This window comes from Lichenibacterium dinghuense, from assembly GCF_021730615.1.
Taxonomy (GTDB): domain Bacteria; phylum Pseudomonadota; class Alphaproteobacteria; order Rhizobiales; family Beijerinckiaceae; genus Lichenihabitans; species Lichenihabitans dinghuensis.
Genome location: NZ_JAJLMN010000001.1, coordinates 289,064 through 306,404, shown reverse-complemented (window position 1 = coordinate 306,404; position 17,341 = coordinate 289,064). Strand labels below are relative to the sequence as shown.

Annotated in this window: 14 protein-coding genes; 9 read left to right on the top strand and 5 right to left on the bottom strand. The window is 71.8% G+C overall.

The genetic code is table 11. From position 1 onward, the window contains the following. Positions 1–2 precede the first annotated feature (2 nt). Positions 3–542, bottom strand: coding sequence for a ubiquinol-cytochrome c reductase iron-sulfur subunit (gene petA, locus L7N97_RS01450; RefSeq protein WP_255721595.1), 540 nt, complete (start codon positions 540–542; stop codon positions 3–5). Positions 543–822: 280 nt separating this feature from the next. Between petA and L7N97_RS01445 the strand changes: the two genes are divergently transcribed. Beyond that, a complete protein-coding gene (locus tag L7N97_RS01445) occupies positions 823–1,290 on the top strand; it encodes a tRNA (cytidine(34)-2'-O)-methyltransferase (protein WP_237476608.1) in 468 nt (155 codons plus the stop codon). 1 nt (position 1,291) lies between these two features. On the opposite strand, the gene L7N97_RS01440 is transcribed toward L7N97_RS01445, so the two are convergent. Further along, complete coding sequence (locus tag L7N97_RS01440) at positions 1,292–2,527, bottom strand: BaiN/RdsA family NAD(P)/FAD-dependent oxidoreductase (RefSeq protein ID WP_309242747.1); 1,236 nt, start codon at positions 2,525–2,527, stop codon at positions 1,292–1,294. A gap of 97 nt (positions 2,528–2,624) precedes the next feature. On the opposite strand from L7N97_RS01440, the gene hemF reads away from it, so the two are divergent. The 7 genes from hemF to L7N97_RS01405 all read left to right on the top strand — a co-directional run bounded on the left by hemF (position 2,625) and on the right by L7N97_RS01405 (position 10,505). After that, positions 2,625–3,521, top strand: coding sequence for an oxygen-dependent coproporphyrinogen oxidase (hemF, locus tag L7N97_RS01435; RefSeq protein ID WP_237476607.1), 897 nt, complete (start codon positions 2,625–2,627; stop codon positions 3,519–3,521). Positions 3,522–3,769: 248 nt separating this feature from the next. After that, positions 3,770–3,970, top strand: a complete 201-nt coding sequence (locus tag L7N97_RS01430) for a DUF2158 domain-containing protein (RefSeq protein WP_237476606.1) — start codon at positions 3,770–3,772, stop codon at positions 3,968–3,970. A 135-nt stretch (positions 3,971–4,105) separates the two neighbouring features. Further along, a complete protein-coding gene (locus L7N97_RS01425; RefSeq protein WP_237476605.1) occupies positions 4,106–4,726 on the top strand; it encodes a hypothetical protein in 621 nt (206 codons plus the stop codon). Between the two features lie 163 nt (positions 4,727–4,889). Then, complete coding sequence (gene carB / locus L7N97_RS01420) at positions 4,890–8,213, top strand: carbamoyl-phosphate synthase large subunit (RefSeq protein WP_237476604.1); 3,324 nt, start codon at positions 4,890–4,892, stop codon at positions 8,211–8,213. Between the two features lie 216 nt (positions 8,214–8,429). Then, the gene (gene greA, locus L7N97_RS01415; protein WP_237476603.1) at positions 8,430–8,903 is read left to right on the top strand and encodes a transcription elongation factor GreA; all 474 of its coding nucleotides are present in this window, start codon (positions 8,430–8,432) and stop codon (positions 8,901–8,903) included. Between the two features lie 13 nt (positions 8,904–8,916). Beyond that, positions 8,917–9,474 carry a hypothetical protein gene (locus tag L7N97_RS01410; RefSeq protein ID WP_237476602.1) on the top strand — a complete coding sequence of 186 codons (558 nt, stop codon included), beginning with the start codon at positions 8,917–8,919 and terminating at the stop codon, positions 9,472–9,474. A gap of 11 nt (positions 9,475–9,485) precedes the next feature. Then, a complete protein-coding gene (locus L7N97_RS01405; protein ID WP_237476601.1) occupies positions 9,486–10,505 on the top strand; it encodes a mitochondrial fission ELM1 family protein in 1,020 nt (339 codons plus the stop codon). On the opposite strand, the gene L7N97_RS01400 is transcribed toward L7N97_RS01405, so the two are convergent. Both L7N97_RS01400 and L7N97_RS01395 read right to left on the bottom strand, forming a co-directional pair. After that, positions 10,489–11,985, bottom strand: a complete 1,497-nt coding sequence (locus L7N97_RS01400) for an amidase (protein ID WP_237476600.1) — start codon at positions 11,983–11,985, stop codon at positions 10,489–10,491. The two genes, L7N97_RS01405 and L7N97_RS01400, sit on opposite strands and share 17 nt — an antisense overlap. A 73-nt stretch (positions 11,986–12,058) precedes the next feature. Continuing rightward, positions 12,059–12,472: a Ros/MucR family transcriptional regulator gene (locus tag L7N97_RS01395; RefSeq protein WP_237476599.1), complete on the bottom strand. Its 414-nt coding sequence runs from the start codon at positions 12,470–12,472 to the stop codon at positions 12,059–12,061. 172 nt (positions 12,473–12,644) lie between these two features. Here L7N97_RS01395 and L7N97_RS01390 point away from each other — a divergent pair, with 172 nt between their 5' ends. Further along, positions 12,645–13,331 (top strand): DUF7168 domain-containing protein, encoded by a 687-nt coding sequence (locus L7N97_RS01390; RefSeq protein WP_237476598.1) that lies wholly within the window; start codon positions 12,645–12,647, stop codon positions 13,329–13,331. Positions 13,332–13,383: 52 nt separating this feature from the next. On the opposite strand, the gene metH is transcribed toward L7N97_RS01390, so the two are convergent. Beyond that, the gene (metH, locus tag L7N97_RS01385) at positions 13,384–17,178 is read right to left on the bottom strand and encodes a methionine synthase (protein ID WP_237476597.1); all 3,795 of its coding nucleotides are present in this window, start codon (positions 17,176–17,178) and stop codon (positions 13,384–13,386) included. Positions 17,179–17,341 lie beyond the last annotated feature (163 nt).

Sequence of the window (17,341 nt, the reverse complement as noted above, 5' to 3'; positions counted from 1 at the left end):
CGTCAGCCGATCTTGACCTTGGTGTCGGACAGGAAGGCGTAGGTGGGCACGGCGAGGTTGAGCGGCGCCGGGCCGGACCGGATGCGGCCGGACACGTCGTAGACCGAGCCGTGGCAGGGGCACTTCCAGCCGTCGTAGGGCCCGTCGTGGCCGAGCGGCACGCAGCCGAGGTGGGTGCAGATGCCGATCACGATGAGCCACTCGGGCTTCTGCACCCGCTGGGCGTCGGTCTGCGGATCCTTGAGCTCGGACAGCGGTGTGTCCTCCGACTCCTTGATCTCCTTGGGGGTGCGGTGGCGCACGAAGACGGGGTTGCCGCGCCACTTCACGGTGACGATCTGGCCGGGCTCGATCTTGGAGATGTCGATCTCGGTCGAAGACAGGGCGAGCGTGGAGGCGTCCGGGCTCATCTGCGAGATCAGCGGCCAGACCATCGTCCCGACGCCGACCGCGCCCACCGCGCCGGTGGCGATGAGCAGCATGTCCCGCCGGGTCACGCCGTCGGACGGCCCATGGCCGTGGTTCGCAGTCGCCGTCGACAACGCGTCACTCCCGTATCGATCGTTCGTCCGTGGAACGGTGGCCCGCTCCCGGACATTATCGCGTCCCGATCGCCCGTTCCCGCGCCGGCGACGGGTAGAGCCGTGCCGGAGGTGCAACAATGCGACCCAACGCCACCGCCGGTTTCCGCACCGTCCCCGCACTGCAATGCGGCGCTCGGAGGGGCTGCCGTCGGCCGCCGATCTGTCGCACCCTTGCCGAGGGTTGTCCAGCCTCGGCCCCGGGCGATCCCGCGTTGCTGCGCTGCAGCATGGGCCGGGCATGATCGCGCCTCCGTTGCGGCTGGCGCTGTTCCAGCCCGACATCCCGCAGAATGCCGGCACGCTCTTCCGTACCTGCGCCTGCCTGGGCGTCGGCGCCGACCTCGTCGAGCCGGCGGGCTTCCCCACGGCGGACCGCAACTTCCGCCGCGCCGGGATGGACTACCTCGACGCGCTCGACCTGCGCCGCCACGCGTCCTTCGCCGCCTTCGAGGCGTGGCGGGCCGGGGCGGTGCCGCGTCCCCGGCTGGTGCTGCTCACCACGGGCGCGGAGGCGGACTACCGCGACGTTCCGTTCCGGCCCGGGGACGTGCTGATGGTCGGGCGCGAATCGGCGGGCGTTCCGCCGGAGGTCCACGCCGCCGCCGACCTCCGGCTGACGGTGCCGATGCGGCCGGGCTTCCGCTCGCTCAATGTCGCCGTGGCGGCCGCCATGGTGCTCGGCGAAGCGCTCCGGCAGCTCCGGTAGGTCAGCGCTCCGCCAGCCAGGCGAGGGCGCCGGCACCCGCGGCCGCGCCGGTGGCGAAGCAGGCCTGCAGCAGGTAGCCGCCGGTCGGGGCCTCCCAGTCCAGCATCTCGCCGGCCGCGAAGGTGCCGGGCCGCCGACGCAGCATGTGGCGCGCGTCGAGCTCGGCGGCGGCGAGCCCGCCCGCGGACGAGATGGCGCCGGCGATCGGCATGGGGGCGTCGAGCCGCACCGGCACGGCGCCGACCAGCGCGGCGAGTTCCGCGTCGTCGCGCGCGCCGAGCGGCCGCCCCTCGGCGTGGGCCGCCTCCTGCAGCAGCCCGACCGCGACGGGCGACAGGTGCAGCGCTTTGCGGAGCGCGGTCGACACGGAGGCCTTGCCGGCCCGCGCCGCCGCGAGCCGCGCCACGACGGCCTCGCGCGGGCGGTCCGGCTGCAGGTCGACCGCGAGCACGGCGGAGCCCTCGGCCGCGACGGCGTCGCGCAGCGGCCCCGACAGGGCGTAGACCCCGCCGCCCTCGAGCCCCGCTCGCGTCACCACGGCCTCGCCGCGCGACTGGTGGGGGCCGAACGAGAGGGCGACGTGCTTGAGCGGCTGCCCTTCGAAGCGGTCGCGGAACGCGTCCGACCAGGCGACCGCGAAGCCGCAGTTCGACGGCGCGAGGGGCGACACGGCGGCGCCCTCGGCGCGCAGCGCCTCCGTCCAGCGCCCGTCCGAGCCGAGCTGCGGCCAGGACGCCCCGCCCATCGCCAGCACGGCGGCGTCGAAGCGCTCGACGTGCTCGCCGTCGGGTGCCGCGAAGCGCAGCGCGCCGTCCCCGACCCACCCGGTCCAGCGGTGGCGCGGGCGGAAGGCGACGCCCGCCGTGCCGAGGCGGCGCAGCCAGGCGCGGAGCAGGGGCGAGGCCTTGAAGCTCCGCGGGAACACGCGGCCGCTCGAGCCGACCGTGGTGTCCTCGCCGAGCTCCGCGCACCAGCGCCGCAGCGCGTCCGGGTCGAAGCCGGCGAGCGCGGGGGCGACCAGCGCCTCCCCGGCGCCGTAGCGGGGCAGGAAGCGGTCCATCCCCTCGCTGTGGGTGATGTTGAGGCCGCCGCGCCCCGCCATCAGGAATTTGCGGCCGGGCGTCGGCATGCGGTCGAACACGGTCACGCGCGCCCCGCCCCGCGACAGGACTTCGGCGGCCATGAGGCCGGCGGGGCCGGCGCCGACCACGGCGGCGCGGGGGGAGACGGGAGACACGGTGGAGGGGGGTCCTGGACTTGCGGGCGGCACGGCGGTTTGCATTCGCATGCGCGCAAATGCAAACGGGGGACGCCCAGACAGCGGACGATGGACCATGCAGATTCCAGCCGAGGACCTCGAAACCCGCAAAGGCAGCGCGCGCGCCTGGTTCGAAGCGCTGCAGGGCCAGCTCATCGCCGCCTTCGAGGCGCTGGAGGACGCCGGCCCCGCGGGCTCGGCGGAAGCGCCCGCGGCGGCGGGCCGGTTCGCCCGCAAGCCGTGGCTCCGCACCGACCACAGCGGCGCGCCGGGCGGCGGCGGCACCATGGCGATGCTGCACGGCCGCGTCTTCGAGAAGGCCGGCATCCACGCTTCCACGGTTCACGGCACCTTCGCGCCGGAGTTCGCCAAGTCCATGCCCGGCGCCGCCGAGGACCCGCGCTTCTGGGCGTCGGGCATCTCGCTCATCGCGCATCCGTGGAACCCCAACGTGCCGGCGGTGCACATGAACACGCGCTTCGTGGTGACGAGCCGCGCCTGGTTCGGCGGCGGCGCCGACCTCACCCCCGTGCTCGACCGGCGCCGCACGCAGGACGACCCCGACAGCCTCGCCTTCCATGCCGCGCTCCGCGCCGCCTGCGAGGCCCACGCGGGCGTGGCGGACTACCCCAAGCTCAAGGCCTGGTGCGACACCTACTTCCACCTGCCGCACCGGAACGAGCCGCGCGGCATCGGCGGCATCTTCTACGACTACCTCAGCGACGCCTGGGACGAGGACTTCGCCTTCACCCGCGCAGTCGGCGAGGCCTTCCTCGGCGTCTATCCCGAGATCGTGCGCGGCGACGTCGGCCGGCCCTACGGCGAGGCCGAGCGGCACGAGCAGCTCGTGCGCCGCGGGCGCTACGTCGAGTTCAACCTGCTGCACGACCGCGGCACCATTTTCGGGCTGAAGACGGGCGGCAACGTCGAGTCGATCCTGTCGTCGCTTCCGCCGAAGGTGATCTGGCCCTGAGGGGGCGACGGCGTTTCCGCCCGTCGCCAGCCCGGCTCCGGCAGCGAAAGCGGGTTCGGCTCCTCCCATCCCCCGCAGCTGTTCACGCGCCGCCGAAGGCGCGCTTCCGGCCTGTCTGCGGCGTTTTCCCCGTGCTACGGATCGGGCCGGCAGGGCCAGGGGCGGGATCGTCGCCTGTTTGACATCATCCCGGTCCATGCGCAGGGGGCGGCCGCCTTCGGGCGGAGTGCCGAACACGGAGACGGAAGATGGACTTCAAGAAGGGCGACATCGTGCAGCTCAAGTCGGGCGGCCCGGCCATGGTGGTGACCGGGGACCAGGGCGACGACGTGCACGTGCTCTGGTACGGCGAGATCGTCGACGAGATCAAGACCGGCACCGTGCCGGGCTTCTGCCTCGTCGAGGCCGAGCTCGAAGAAGCCGAGGACGAGGCCTTCGGCCGCCGCTGACCCCGGTGTAACCCCGACGCCGGCTCCGCCGAACCGGACAGCACGGTCCGCCCGGCGGCGATCTCGCCCCGGGTTCGTTCGGCCGCCGCGCCGGCCGGACACCTCCGGCCTGCGCTCACACCAGGGACACGAACCATGGCTTTCGGTTTCAACCGTCACGTCGCCCCGCTGGCGATCGCCGCCGTCTTCGGCTTCGCCGCCGTCGGCCAGGCGAGCGCCGAGAACATTCACGAGCGCGGCACGATCACGTCGGTCGACGGCTCGGTCGTCAAGGTCAAGGACCGCGACGGCAAGGACGTGATGTTCAACCTCGACGACGGCTGGAAGATCGTCGGCGCCTCGAAGGCCACGATGGCCGACATCAAGCCGGGCGTGTTCATCGGCACCGCCACGGTGGGCGAGGACACGGGCATGAAGGCCGTCGAGGTCGTCGTGTTCCCCGAGGCCATGAAGGGCACGGGCGAGGGCCACTACGCCTGGGACCTGCAGCCCGGCGGCAAGACCATGATGACCAACGCCACGGTGAACAACGAGGTGAAGGGCACCGACGGCAAGACGGTCACGCTCACCTACAAGGGCGGCGAGAAGAAGGTCGACATCAAGGACGGCACCCCGATCGTGCAGCTCGGCGAGGCCACCAAGGCCGACCTCGTGCCCGGCGCCAAGGTGTTCATCAACGCCCCCGGCATGACCGGCGACAAGATCGAGAAGGGCGCCGTGGTGGTCGGCAAGGACGGCGTCACGCCCCCAATGTGATCGGCCTTCTCGGCCTCCGACGATGCAAAGACCCGGCCGGAAGGCCGGGTCTTTGCATGTGTGAGGAGCGACGAAGCTGCGGCGCTTCCGCAACGGTCGGGCCTGCTCTAAGAGACGGGGCCCGCCCGGCCGACGACGACACGCGAATCCGTAGGACCTTTTGATGCCGAAGCGCACCGACATCGCCACGATCATGATCATCGGGGCCGGCCCGATCATCATCGGCCAGGCCTGCGAGTTCGACTATTCGGGCACCCAGGCCTGCAAGGCGCTGCGCGAGGACGGCTACCGGATCGTGCTCGTCAACTCCAACCCCGCCACCATCATGACCGACCCGGACATGGCGGACCGGACCTACGTCGAGCCCATCACCCCCGAGGTCGTGGCCAAGATCATCGCGGCCGAGCGCCACGCCGTGCCGGGCGGCTTCGCGCTGCTGCCCACCATGGGCGGCCAGACGGCGCTCAACTGCGCCCTCGCTCTCGAGCGCATGGGCACGCTGAAGGAGCACGACGTCGAGCTGATCGGCGCCACCGCGGCCGCCATCGACAAGGCCGAGGACCGCGAGCTGTTCCGCGACGCCATGACCAAGATCGGCCTCGCGACCCCGCGCTCGCACCACGTCGGCTCACTCGCAGAGGCGCTCGCCTGCCTCGACGACGTCGGCCTGCCGGCCATCATCCGCCCGTCCTTCACCATGGGCGGCACCGGCGGCGGCATCGCCTACAACCGCGACGAATATATCGAGATCATCGAGCGCGGCCTCGACGCTTCCCCGACCACGCAGGTTCTGGTCGAGGAAAGCGTGCTCGGCTGGAAGGAATACGAGATGGAGGTCGTACGCGACCGCGCCGACAACGCCATCATCATCTGCTCGATCGAGAACGTCGACCCCATGGGGGTCCACACGGGCGACTCGATCACGGTGGCGCCCGCGCTGACGCTGACCGACAAGGAATACCAGATCATGCGCGACGCCAGCCTCGCGGTGCTGCGCGAGATCGGCGTCGAGACGGGCGGCTCCAACGTGCAGTTCGCGGTGAACCCCGCGGACGGCCGCATGATCGTCATCGAGATGAACCCGCGCGTGTCGCGCTCCTCGGCGCTGGCCTCCAAGACCACGGGCTTCCCCATCGCCAAGGTCGCGGCCAAGCTCGCGGTCGGCTACACGCTGGACGAGATCCAGAACGACATCACGGGTGGCGCCACGCCGGCCTCCTTCGAGCCGACGATCGACTACGTCGTCACCAAGATCCCGCGCTTCGCCTTCGAGAAGTTCCCCGGCGCCGAGCCCATCCTCAACACCGCCATGAAGTCGGTGGGCGAGGCCATGGCGATCGGCCGGACCTTCGGCGAAAGCCTGCAGAAGGCCCTGCGCTCGCTGGAGACGGGGCTGAACGGCCTCGACGAGATCCCGATCGAGGGCCTCGTGCCCGGCGAGGAGACGGTCGCGCTGCGGGCCGCGCTCGGCCGGCCGACGCCGGACCGCATCCTGGTCGTCGCCCAGGCGCTGCGCCACGGCATGAGCCACGCCGAGATCCACGAGGCCTGCGCCTTCGATCCATGGTTCATCGCGCAGATCCAGGACATCGTCGACCTCGAGGAGAAGGTGCGCCGCTTCGGCGTGCCCACCACGGCCCCGAGCCTGCGGGCGCTCAAGAGCGCCGGCTTCTCGGACGCGCGGTTGGCCGCCCTCGCGGGCCGCGAGGTCGCGGAGGTGACGGCCGCGCGCCGGAGCTTGGGCGTGCGCCCGGTGTTCAAGCGCATCGACACCTGCGCGGCCGAGTTCGCCTCGCCCACCGCCTACATGTACTCGACCTACGCGCCGCCTTTCGCGGGGGCGCCCGCCGACGAGGCGCGCCCGTCCGATCGCGAGAAGGTGGTGATCCTCGGCGGCGGCCCGAACCGCATCGGCCAGGGCATCGAGTTCGACTATTGCTGCTGCCACGCCTGCTTCGCGCTGCGCGACGCGGGCTACGAGACCGTGATGGTCAACTGCAACCCCGAGACGGTGTCGACCGACTACGACACGTCCGACCGACTCTACTTCGAGCCCCTCACCGCCGAGGACGTGCTGGAGGTGCTGGAGGTCGAGCGTTCGCGCGGCACGCTGAAGGGCGTCATCGTGCAGTTCGGCGGCCAGACGCCGCTCAAGCTCGCCCACGCCCTGCAGGAGGCCGGCATCCCGATCCTCGGCACCACCGTGGATTCGATCGACCTCGCCGAGGACCGCGACCGCTTCAAGCGCCTGCTCGACAAGGTGGGCCTGAAGCAGCCGAAGAACGGCATCTCCTATTCGGTCGAGCAGTCGCGCCTTGTCGCGGCCTCGCTCGGCCTGCCGCTCGTCGTGCGCCCCTCCTACGTGCTCGGTGGCCGCGCCATGGCGATCGTGCGCACCGACGCCGCGCTCGACTCCTACCTGCTCGACGTGCTGCCCGGCCTCGTGCCGCCCGAGGTGAAGACGCGCTACCCCAACGACAAGACGGGGCAGATCAACACGGTGCTGGGCACCAATCCGCTGCTGTTCGACCGCTACCTGTCCGACGCGATCGAGGTCGACGTCGACGCGCTCTGCGACGGGACGGACGTCGTGGTGGCCGGCATCATGGAGCACATCGAGGAGGCCGGCATCCACTCGGGCGACTCGGCCTGCTCGCTGCCGCCCCACTCGCTCGATGCCGGGACGGTCGCCGAGATCGAGCGCCAGACGCGCGTGCTGGCGCTGGCGCTCGGCGTGGTCGGGCTGATGAACGTGCAATACGCCCTCAAGGACGGCGCGATCTTCGTGCTGGAGGTGAACCCGCGCGCGTCGCGCACCGTGCCCTTCGTGGCCAAGGTGATCGGCAAGCCTCTCGCCAAGATCGCGTCGCGCGTGATGGCGGGCGAGAAGCTCGCGTCCTTCGATCTCCAGGCGCTGAAGCTCGACCACGTGGCCGTGAAGGAGGCGGTGTTCCCCTTCGCGCGCTTCCCCGGCGTCGACACGGTGCTGGGCCCGGAGATGCGCTCCACCGGCGAGGTGATCGGCCTCGACCGCTCCTTCGACATCGCCTTCGCCAAGAGCCAGCTCGGCGCCGGCACGGCGGTGCCGACCCGGGGCGCGGTCTTCGTCTCCGTAAAGGATTCCGACAAGCCGCGCGTGCTCGATACCATCCGGGTGCTGGCCGGGCTCGGCTTCCGCATCCAGGCGACCGGCGGCACGCTGAAGAGCCTGCGCGAGGCCGGCATCGAGGCCACGAAGGTCAACAAGGTGTCGGAGGGCCGGCCGCACGTCGTCGACGCCATCAAGAACGGCGGCATCCAGCTCGTGGTCAACACCACGGAGGGGGCCCGCGCGCTCAGCGATTCACGCGACCTGCGGCGCGCCGCCCTGCTGCACAAGGTGCCCTATTACACCACGCTGGCGGGCGCCATCGCGGCGGCGCGCGGCATCGGCGGCTACGTCGGCGGCGAGCTCGAAGTGCGGGCCCTGCAGGACTATTTCAACTGAAGATCGGCCGCCGGGGGCCCGCGGCCTTCGGCGTGTCCCCGGAACCCCGCCGCTTCGCCGCGTGTTGACGGGGCCCCGCGCCCGCATCATCCTGACCAACCGTCGAGCCGGTCTCGACCCACCCGCTCCGGGCGCGCCGCGGGCGTGCGGGCCGGCCCGACCCCCATGCCGCCATCGCGGGCGCCGGCCCGCGATGCACCGTCGAGAGTGAACGAGATGGACAGAGTGCCGATGACCGTCGCGGGCTATTCCGCGCTGGAGGCCGAGCTGAAGATGCGCCAGCAGGAGGAGCGCCCGCGCATCATCCAGGCGATCGCGGAGGCCCGCTCCCACGGCGACCTGTCCGAGAACGCCGAATACCACGCCGCCAAGGAATCGCAGTCGCTCAACGAGGGCCGCATCGCCGAGTTGGAGGACAAGCTGTCGCGCGCCGAGGTCATCGACGTGTCCAAGCTGTCGGGCAAGACGGTGAAGTTCGGCGCGACCGTGACGCTGGTGGACGAGGACACGGAGGAGAAGAAGGTGTTCCAGATCGTCGGCGAGGCCGAGGCCGACGTGAAGAGCGGCAAGGTGTCGATCACCTCGCCCACGGCCCGCGCCCTGATCGGCAAGAAGACCGGCGACAGCGTGGAGGTGAACACCCCCGGCGGCGGCAAGAGCTACGAGCTGCTCGACGTCGCGTTCCGCTGATCGCCCGCCCTCGATGACGTCTTCCCCCACACGCCGCGCCGCCCTCGGCCTCCTCGCCGCGGCGGCCCTGCCGCTCGCCCGCAGCGCGCCCGCGGCGGCACAACTGCTCCCTCCGCCGCCGGGCGGCCTCCCGGTCCCGGGCGGCTCCGCCGTTCCCGGCGGGCTCCGCATCGCCCGCGTCGCGGTGGACACCTCCGCCCTGCGCACGGCCTTCGCGGGCGACGCCGACCTCCTGGCGCACGATCTCCAGGGCGATCTGCGGCACGTCTTCGCCGACCTGATGGTCGGGGCGGGGGACCGCGGCGTCACCCTCCTCGCGCGCATCCATTCGCTCTACCTGCCGCCCTGGGCCGGCGGGCGCCGGGGCGGCAACGGCGGGGAAGGACCCGACAACATCGAGGGCGTCGGCATCGTGGCCTCCGGCAGCCGCGTCCTGTCCGAGACGCCGCTCTACACGACGCTGGATCCGGGCTACAGCGGCGCCTGGTACACGCCGGACATCACCGAGCGCCGCATCGCCTCGATCTCCTACCAGTTCGCCTACTGGCTCCGCCGGGAGATGGGGGTCTGACCGCGGCCGAGGTGGTCGCGCGGGATGCCGTCGCGGGGCTGCTCCCGCCCGGCACGACCGCCTGGGTGCTCAGCGACGGCAAGATCGGCGACGAGGTGCAGTGTTTCGGGATCGCCGATGCGCTCGGCCTCGCCCCGCCGCGCCGCCTCATCGCGCCGCGCGCACCCTGGTCCTGGGCGACGCCCTACGGCCCGGTCGACCCGCGGGAGGCGCCGGGGCGCCCCGGCAGCCCGATCGCGCCGCCCTATCCCGACATCGTCTTCGCGGCGGGCCGGCGCACCGTGCCCTACCTGCGCCGGGTCAAGCGAGCCTCGGGCGGCCGCACCTTCACGGTCTTCGTGAAGGACCCCTACACCGGCACCGGCACGGCCGACGTGATCTGGATCCCGGAGCACGACAAGCTGCGCGGCGACAACGTCGTGGTGTCGCTGACGCCGGCGCACCGGCTGCGGCCGGAGGTCTTCGCCCGCGCCCGCGCGGCGATCGACCCGCGCATCGCGCCCCTGCCGCAGCCCCGCGTCGCCATGGTGCTGGGCGGCAAGGGCGTGAACCACGACTTCTCGCCCGCCGACGTGGAGGCGCTGGCCGGCATCGCGGCGACGATCGCGGGATCGGGCGCGAGCCTGATGGTGACGCCGTCGCGCCGCACGCCGCCCGACGCGCTGGCTGCGATCCGCGCGGCGCTCCAGCCGGCCCTGGCCGAGGGGCGCGCCTTCGTGTGGGACGGCACGGGGGAGAACCCTTATCCGCAGATCCTCGCCCACGCCTCGGCGATCCTGGTCACGGGTGACAGCGCCAACATGGTGGGCGAGGCGACGGCGACGGGCGCCCCGGTGCACGTCTACGAGCCCTCGGGCGGCCACCCCAAGGTGACGCGCTACCTCGACCGCCTGACCGAGGAGGGCGCGGTGCGGCGCTGGACGGGGCGGCTGGAGAGCTGGAGCTACGCGCCCATCGACTCGGCGCCCGTGACGGCGCGGGAGATCGCGGCGCGCTATCGGGCCTTCCGGGGCCTCACAGCCCGTCCCTGAAGCCCTTCGCCTCGCTGATCGGCCGCGCCGCGCGGAGCCGGGCGAGGTCGGGCCGGGGGCGGCCGAGCGCGGCGTCGCCCGCGAAGGCCCGCTCCAGCGCGGCCGCGACGCCGAGCACCAGCGCGTCGCCGCCGCGGGGCCCGACGATCTGCAGCCCGAACGGCATCCCGGACTCGTCGAGGCCGAGCGGCAGGCTCAGCGCCGGATGGCCGGGCAGCGTCACCGCGTAGGCGAGCGCCAGCCATTGATAGTAGGAGCGGGTCGGCACGCCGTCGATCTCGGTCGGGTAGGGCTCCGCCCAGGGGCGGGGGCTCAGCGTCACGGCCGGGCTCACCAGCACGTCGTGCTCGGCGAAGAAGGACTGCCAGCCGCGGTAGATCCGCGTCTGCGCCGCGGCGGCGCGGGCGTAGTCGGCGAGGGAATAGCCGAGCCCCTCCTCGACGTTGACGAGCACGTTCGAGCCCAGCATCTCGGGCCGGGTCCGGTATGTCTCCCCGTGCTGCGCCAGGAAGTGCGAGGCGCGCAGCACCGCGAAGGCGTCGTCGGCCCCCGCGCAGTCCGGCGTCGCCTCGGCGGCGCGCGCGAACAGCGGCGCCAGCGCGACGACGCGGGTGCGGAACACGCGGCGCACGTGCGCTTCCGTCGGCGCGAAGCGGAAGTCCTCCGTGAAGGCGAGGCGGAGCCCCTTCAACTCGACCGGGCGCGGCGGCGACCAGCGCTCCGGTACCCCGCGCACGGCCTCGCCCGGCAGCGCGTAGCTGAGCGGGTCGCGCGCGTCGTCGCCCGCCATCGCGGACAGCATCAGCGCGGCGTCGGCGACGCTGCGCGCCATGGGCCCGTCCGTGGGCAGGTGGCTCCAGCCGAGGCCGCGCGCCTCGCCGGCGACGAGGCCCGGCGACGGCCGCAGGCCGACCACGCCCGCATAGGCGGCGGGGTTGCGCAGGCTGCCGCCGGTGTCGGACCCGGACGCGAGCGGGACCATGCCGCAGGCCAGAGCCACGGCCGAGCCGCCCGACGAGCCCGCGGCCGAGCGCGAGGGATCGAAGGCGTTGCCGGTGGCGCCGTAGACGCGGTTGCGGGTGTTGGCGCCGGCGGCGAACTCCGGTGTGTTGGTCTTGCCGAGCACGATCGCGCCGGCGGTGCGCAGCCGCGCCACGCAGCCGGCGTCCCCGGCCGGGACGTGGTCGGCGAAGATGGGGCTGCCGTAGGTGGTGCGCAGGCCGGCCGTGTCCTGCGTGTCCTTGATGCCGACCGGAACGCCGTGCAGGGGCCCGAGCGGGCCGCCGCGCATCACGGCGGCCTCGGCGGCGCGGGCGGCGTTCCGGGCGCCCTCCTCGTCCACCAGCACGACGGCGTTGACGGCCGGGTCGACGGCGGCGATGCGGCTCAGGCAGGAGTCGAGCGCCTCGACCGGCGACAGGCGCCGGCCCGCGATGGCGGTGGCGAGGTCGACGGCCGACAGGTCACAGGGTTCGGTCATGGCGGGCTCCGGGTCGGCCTGCACCATGCCACCGCGGCCCACGCGGCGCGAGGACCGGGCTTGACGCTGCCCGTCAGCCCTCGACCTTGCGGCCGAGGCCGATGCGGCGGGCGAGCTCGGAACGCTTGTTGGCGTAGGCGGGCGCCACCATCGGGTAGTCGCGCGGGAGATTCCACTTGGCGCGGTACTGCTCGGGCGACATGCCGTAGGCCGACTGCAGGTGGCGCTTCAGCGACTTGAACTTCCGTCCGTCCTCCAGGCATACGATGTAGTCGTCGGTGACGGATTTCTTGATGGCGACCGCGGGCTGCTGCGGCTCTACCACGGGTTCCGCGACGGGTCCCGCCTGCACGCGGTCGAGCGAATCATGAACAGCCTTGATGAGGGTCGGCAGATCACTCGCCGGAACGGCATTGTGGGCCACGTAGGCGGCCACGATGTCGGTCGCGAGCTCGATCATCCGCATCCCGTTGCTGTCTCCGCTCATGTTCCCGGCGTCCTTTGGGTCGTTTTACGTCGATTGAGCGCCACAGCGGCGGCCAGACACGTTTGTCATCTCGACGCTTCTACGCTTGACTTTACGTTAAAGCGTCGCGTTTTCCTTCGCAAGCTTTCGATACGACGTCACACAAGGGCGGCGCGCCGCCTCCGGAGACCGCATGTCGACCGAACGGGATCGATTGAAGGGCCGAATCGCGGCGCTTCTGGCCAAAACCGTGCAGAACGGCTGCACCGAGGGGGAGGCCTTGTCGGCCGCCGCCAAGGTGGCGGAGCTGCTCGACCGCCACGCGCTGTCGCTCACCGACGTCGAGATCCGCGAATCGGTCTGCAACAGCGTCGCCTTCGCGTCGCGCCACCGGAAGCGCGTGCCGCTCGACGCCTGCATCGGCGCCATCGCGGCCTTCTGCGACTGCCGGGTGTGGCGCGAGAAGACCGCGGACGGCGGTGTCAGCCACGTCTTCTTCGGCCTGCCGGAGGACGCCGCAGCGGCCCGCGACCTCGCCGAGACGGTGGACGATGCCGTGCGGGCCGAACTCGGCCGCTACAAGACGAGCCGCGACTACGCGCGCTTCGACACGCGCGACCGCCACACCGTCAACGCCTCCTTCGTGCTCGGCATGGTGAACGGCATCGCCGGCAAGCTCGACGCCCTCAAGGCCGCGCGCGACGCCCGCCACCGCGGCACGGGGCGCGACATCGCGGTCGTGAAGACGTCGGCGGTGGACGAGGCCTTCGCCAAGCTCGGGCTCGTGATGGTGGAGGGGCAGGGCGGCCCGCGGCGCCTCGTCGCCGAAGGGGCCTACGACGCGGGGAGCGCGGCGGGACAAGCGTTGAAGGTGGGGTGAGCGCGCTCCACCGTCATCGCGAGCGAAGCGATGACGGCGGAGAGACCGCCTCCTACTCCGCCGCCTGCGGCAAGGGCTCGGCCCCGCCCGGCACGTAGTTGAGGATCGGCCCGAGCCAGCGCTCGACCTCGCCGACCCGCATGTTCTTGCGCAGCGCGTAGTCCTCGACTTGGTCGCGCTCGACCTTGGCGACGCCGAAGTAGTGGGCCTCGGGATGCGCCAGGTAGAGGCCCGACACGGAGGAGCCCGGCCACATGGCGAAGCTTTCCGTCAGGCGCACGCCCGCCTTGGCCTCGGCGTCGAGCAGGCGGAACAGCGTCGCCTTCTCGGTGTGGTCGGGCTGGGACGGGTAGCCCGGCGCCGGGCGGATGCCGCGGTAGGGCTCGCCGATCAGCTCGTCTGGCTCGAACTGCTCGGCGCGGGCGTAGCCCCACAGCTCCTTGCGCACGCGCTGGTGCATGGCCTCGGCGAAGGCCTCGGCGAAGCGGTCGGCCAGCGCCTTGACCATGATGGAGGAATAGTCGTCGTTGGCGCGGGTGAAGCGCTCGGAGAGCACTTCCTCCTCCATGCCGGCCGTGACCACGAAGCCGCCGACGTAGTCGCCGACCCCGGACTCGCGCGGCGCCACGAAGTCGGCGAGGGCGAGGCTCGCGCGCCCGCCGCCCTTCGAGAGCTGCTGGCGCAGCGTGTAGAAGGTCGCCGCCTCCTCGTCGCGCGCCTCGTCGGTGAAGACGCGGATGTCGTCGCCGACCGCTTCCGCGGGCCAGAAGCCCACCACGGCCTTGGGCCTGAACCAGCCCTCCGCGACGATCTTCGCCAGCATGGCCTGCGCGTCGTCGAACAGCGCGCGCGCCGCGGGCCCCTGCGTCTCGTGGTCGAGGATGGCGGGGTAGCGGCCCTTCAGCTCCCAGGTGGAGAAGAAGGGCGTCCAGTCGATGAAGCGCGCGAGGTCGGCGAGGTCGTAGGTCTCGAAGGTGCGCGTGCCGAGGAAGGACGGCACCGGCGCCTCGTAGCCGCTCCAGTCGATCGCGAGCCGGTTCGCGCGCGCCTTGGCGAGCGGTAGGCGCTGCTTGTCGGCCTCGCTCTTCGCGTGGGCGGCGGCGACGCGGCGGTATTCGTCACGGGTGCGCTCCACGAAGGCGTCGCGGTTGTCGGGCGACAGCAGGCTCGACACGACGCCGACAGCGCGGCTCGCGTCCGTCACGTAGACGGCCTGGCCCGAGGTGTAGCGCGGCGCGACTTTCACGGCCGTGTGGACGCGGCTCGTCGTGGCGCCGCCGATCAGAAGCGGCACGCGGAATTTCTGGCGCTCCATCTCGGAGGCGACGTGCACCATCTCGTCGAGCGAGGGCGTGATGAGGCCCGACAGGCCGATGACGTCGACCTGCTTCTCGCGCGCGACCTCAAGGATCTTCGCGGCCGGCACCATCACGCCGATGTCGATGACCTCGTAGTTGTTGCAGGCCAGCACGACGCCGACGATGTTCTTGCCGATGTCGTGGACGTCGCCCTTCACGGTGGCCATGAGGATGCGGCCCGCGGAAGCGCGCTCGGTCCCGCCGCCGGCCGCCTTCTCGGCCTCCATGTGGGGCAGGAGGTGCGCCACGGCCTGCTTCATCACGCGGGCGGACTTGACCACCTGCGGCAGGAACATCTTGCCGGCGCCGAACAGGTCGCCGACCGTGTTCATGCCGTCCATCAGGGGCCCCTCGATGACGTGGAGGGGCCGCTCGGCGGCGAGCCGCGCCTCCTCGACGTCGGCCTCGACATATTCCGTGATGCCGTTGACGAGCGCGTGGGACAGCCGCTCGGCCACGGGCCGCTCGCGCCACGTCAGGTCCTGTGCCTTGGCCTCCTGGCCCTTGGCGCCGCGGAAGCGCTCCGCCACGGCGAGCAGCCGCTCGGTGCCCTCGGCGCGGCGGTTCAGCACCACGTCCTCGCAGGCCTCGCGCAGCTCGGGGTCGATCGACGCGTAGACGGCGAGCTGGCCCGCATTGACGATGCCCATGTCCATGCCGGCCTGCACGGCGTGGTACAGGAACACGGCGTGCATGGCCTCGCGCACGGGCTCGTTGCCGCGGAACGAGAAGCTGAGGTTCGACACGCCGCCGGACACGTGGGCGTGGGGCAACTCGGTGCGGATGAAGCGCACCGCCTCGATGAAGGCGACGCCGTAGCCGTCGTGCTCCTCGATGCCGGTCGCGACCGCGAAGACGTTGGGGTCGAAGACGATGTCCTCGGGCGGGAAGCCGTCCTCGACCAGCAGCTTGTACGCGCGGGCGCAGATCTCCTTCTTGCGCTCCAGCGTGTCGGCCTGGCCCTGCTCGTCGAAGGCCATGACGACCACCGCCGCCCCGTAGGCCCGCACCGTGCGGGCCGCCTTGAGGAAGGCCTCCTCGCCCTCCTTCATGGAGATGGAGTTGACGATGGCCTTGCCCTGGACGCGCTTGAGGCCGGCCTCGATGACCGAGAACTTGGAGCTGTCGATCATCACCGGCACGCGGGCGATGTCGGGCTCGGCGGCGACGAGGTTGAGGAAGTCGATCATCGCCTTCTCGGAGTCGATGAGGCCCTCGTCCATGTTGACGTCGATGATCTGGGCGCCGTTGGCCACCTGGTCGCGCGCGACGTCGAGCGCGGCGACGAGGTCGCCCTCCTTGATCAGCTTGCGGAAGCGCGCCGAGCCGGTGACGTTGGTGCGCTCGCCGACGTTGACGAAGGGGATCTCCGTCGTCAGCGCGAAGGGCTCCAGGCCCGACAGGCGCATTATCGGCGCGATGTCGGGCAGGGCGCGGGGCGCCTTGCCGCGCACCGCCTCGGCGATGGCGCGGATGTGCTCGGGCGTCGAGCCGCAGCAGCCGCCGACCACGTTGACGAGGCCCTCGTCGGCGAAGCCGGCGATCTGCGCCGCCATCATCTCGGGAGTCTCGTCGTAGAGGCCGAATTCGTTGGGCAGGCCGGCGTTGGGGTAGGCGCACACGAAGGTGCCGGCCGCGGCCGACAGCTCCGCGAGGTGCGGCCGCATCGCCTCGGCGCCGAGCGCGCAGTTCAGCCCGATGGTGAAGGGCTTCGCGTGGCTGAGCGCGTTCCAGAAAGCCGTCGGTGTCTGGCCCGACAGGGTGCGGCCCGACAGGTCCGTGATCGTGCCGGAGATCATCACCGGCAGGCGGATGCCGGTCTCCTCGAACACCTCGTGGGTCGCGAAGTAAGCCGCCTTGGCGTTCAGCGTGTCGAAGATCGTCTCGATCAGGATGATGTCGGCGCCGCCGTCGATCAGGCCGCGCACCTGCTCGGCATAGGCCACGCGCAGATCGTCGAACGTGACGGCGCGGAAGCCGGGGTCGTTCACGTCGGGCGAGATGGAGGCCGTGCGGTTGGTCGGGCCGAGCGCGCCGGCCACGAAGCGCCGGCGGCCGTCCTCGCGCTCGGCGCGCAGCAGGGCGCGCTTGGCCAAACGCGCGCCGTCGCGGTTCAGCTCGTAGACCGCGTCCTCCATGCCGTAATCAGCCTGGGCGATGGTGGTCGACGAAAAGGTGTTGGTCTCGACGATGTCGGCGCCGGCCTTGGCGTAGGCGTAGTGGATCGCCTCGATGGCCTCGGGCTGCGTGAGCGTCAGGAGGTCGTTGTTGCCCTTGAGGTGGCACTCGCAGGCCTGGAAGCGGTGGCCGCGGAAGTGGTGCTCCTCGTAATTGAGGCCCTGGATCTGCGTGCCCATGGCGCCGTCGAGCACCAAGATGCGCTCGCGCGCGGCGGCCGTCAGCGCGGCCAGGATCTCGGCGCCGTCCTGCCGGCCCTCGCGGGTGCGGCCCGCGCTCGTCCCGAACAGGGCGTCGATGTCCTGACTCATGCTGTGCTCCGATCGATCACATGCTGATATAAAGATATTGTTATATGGCGCAAGGCGCATCGGCGCCCGGTCCCTGCGCGCGACGGGGCTTCACCCTTCGTAAACGCTGTGCGGCGCGAAATGTGACCGTGGCGCGACGGCCCCGCCTCGCGCGACTCGTGAT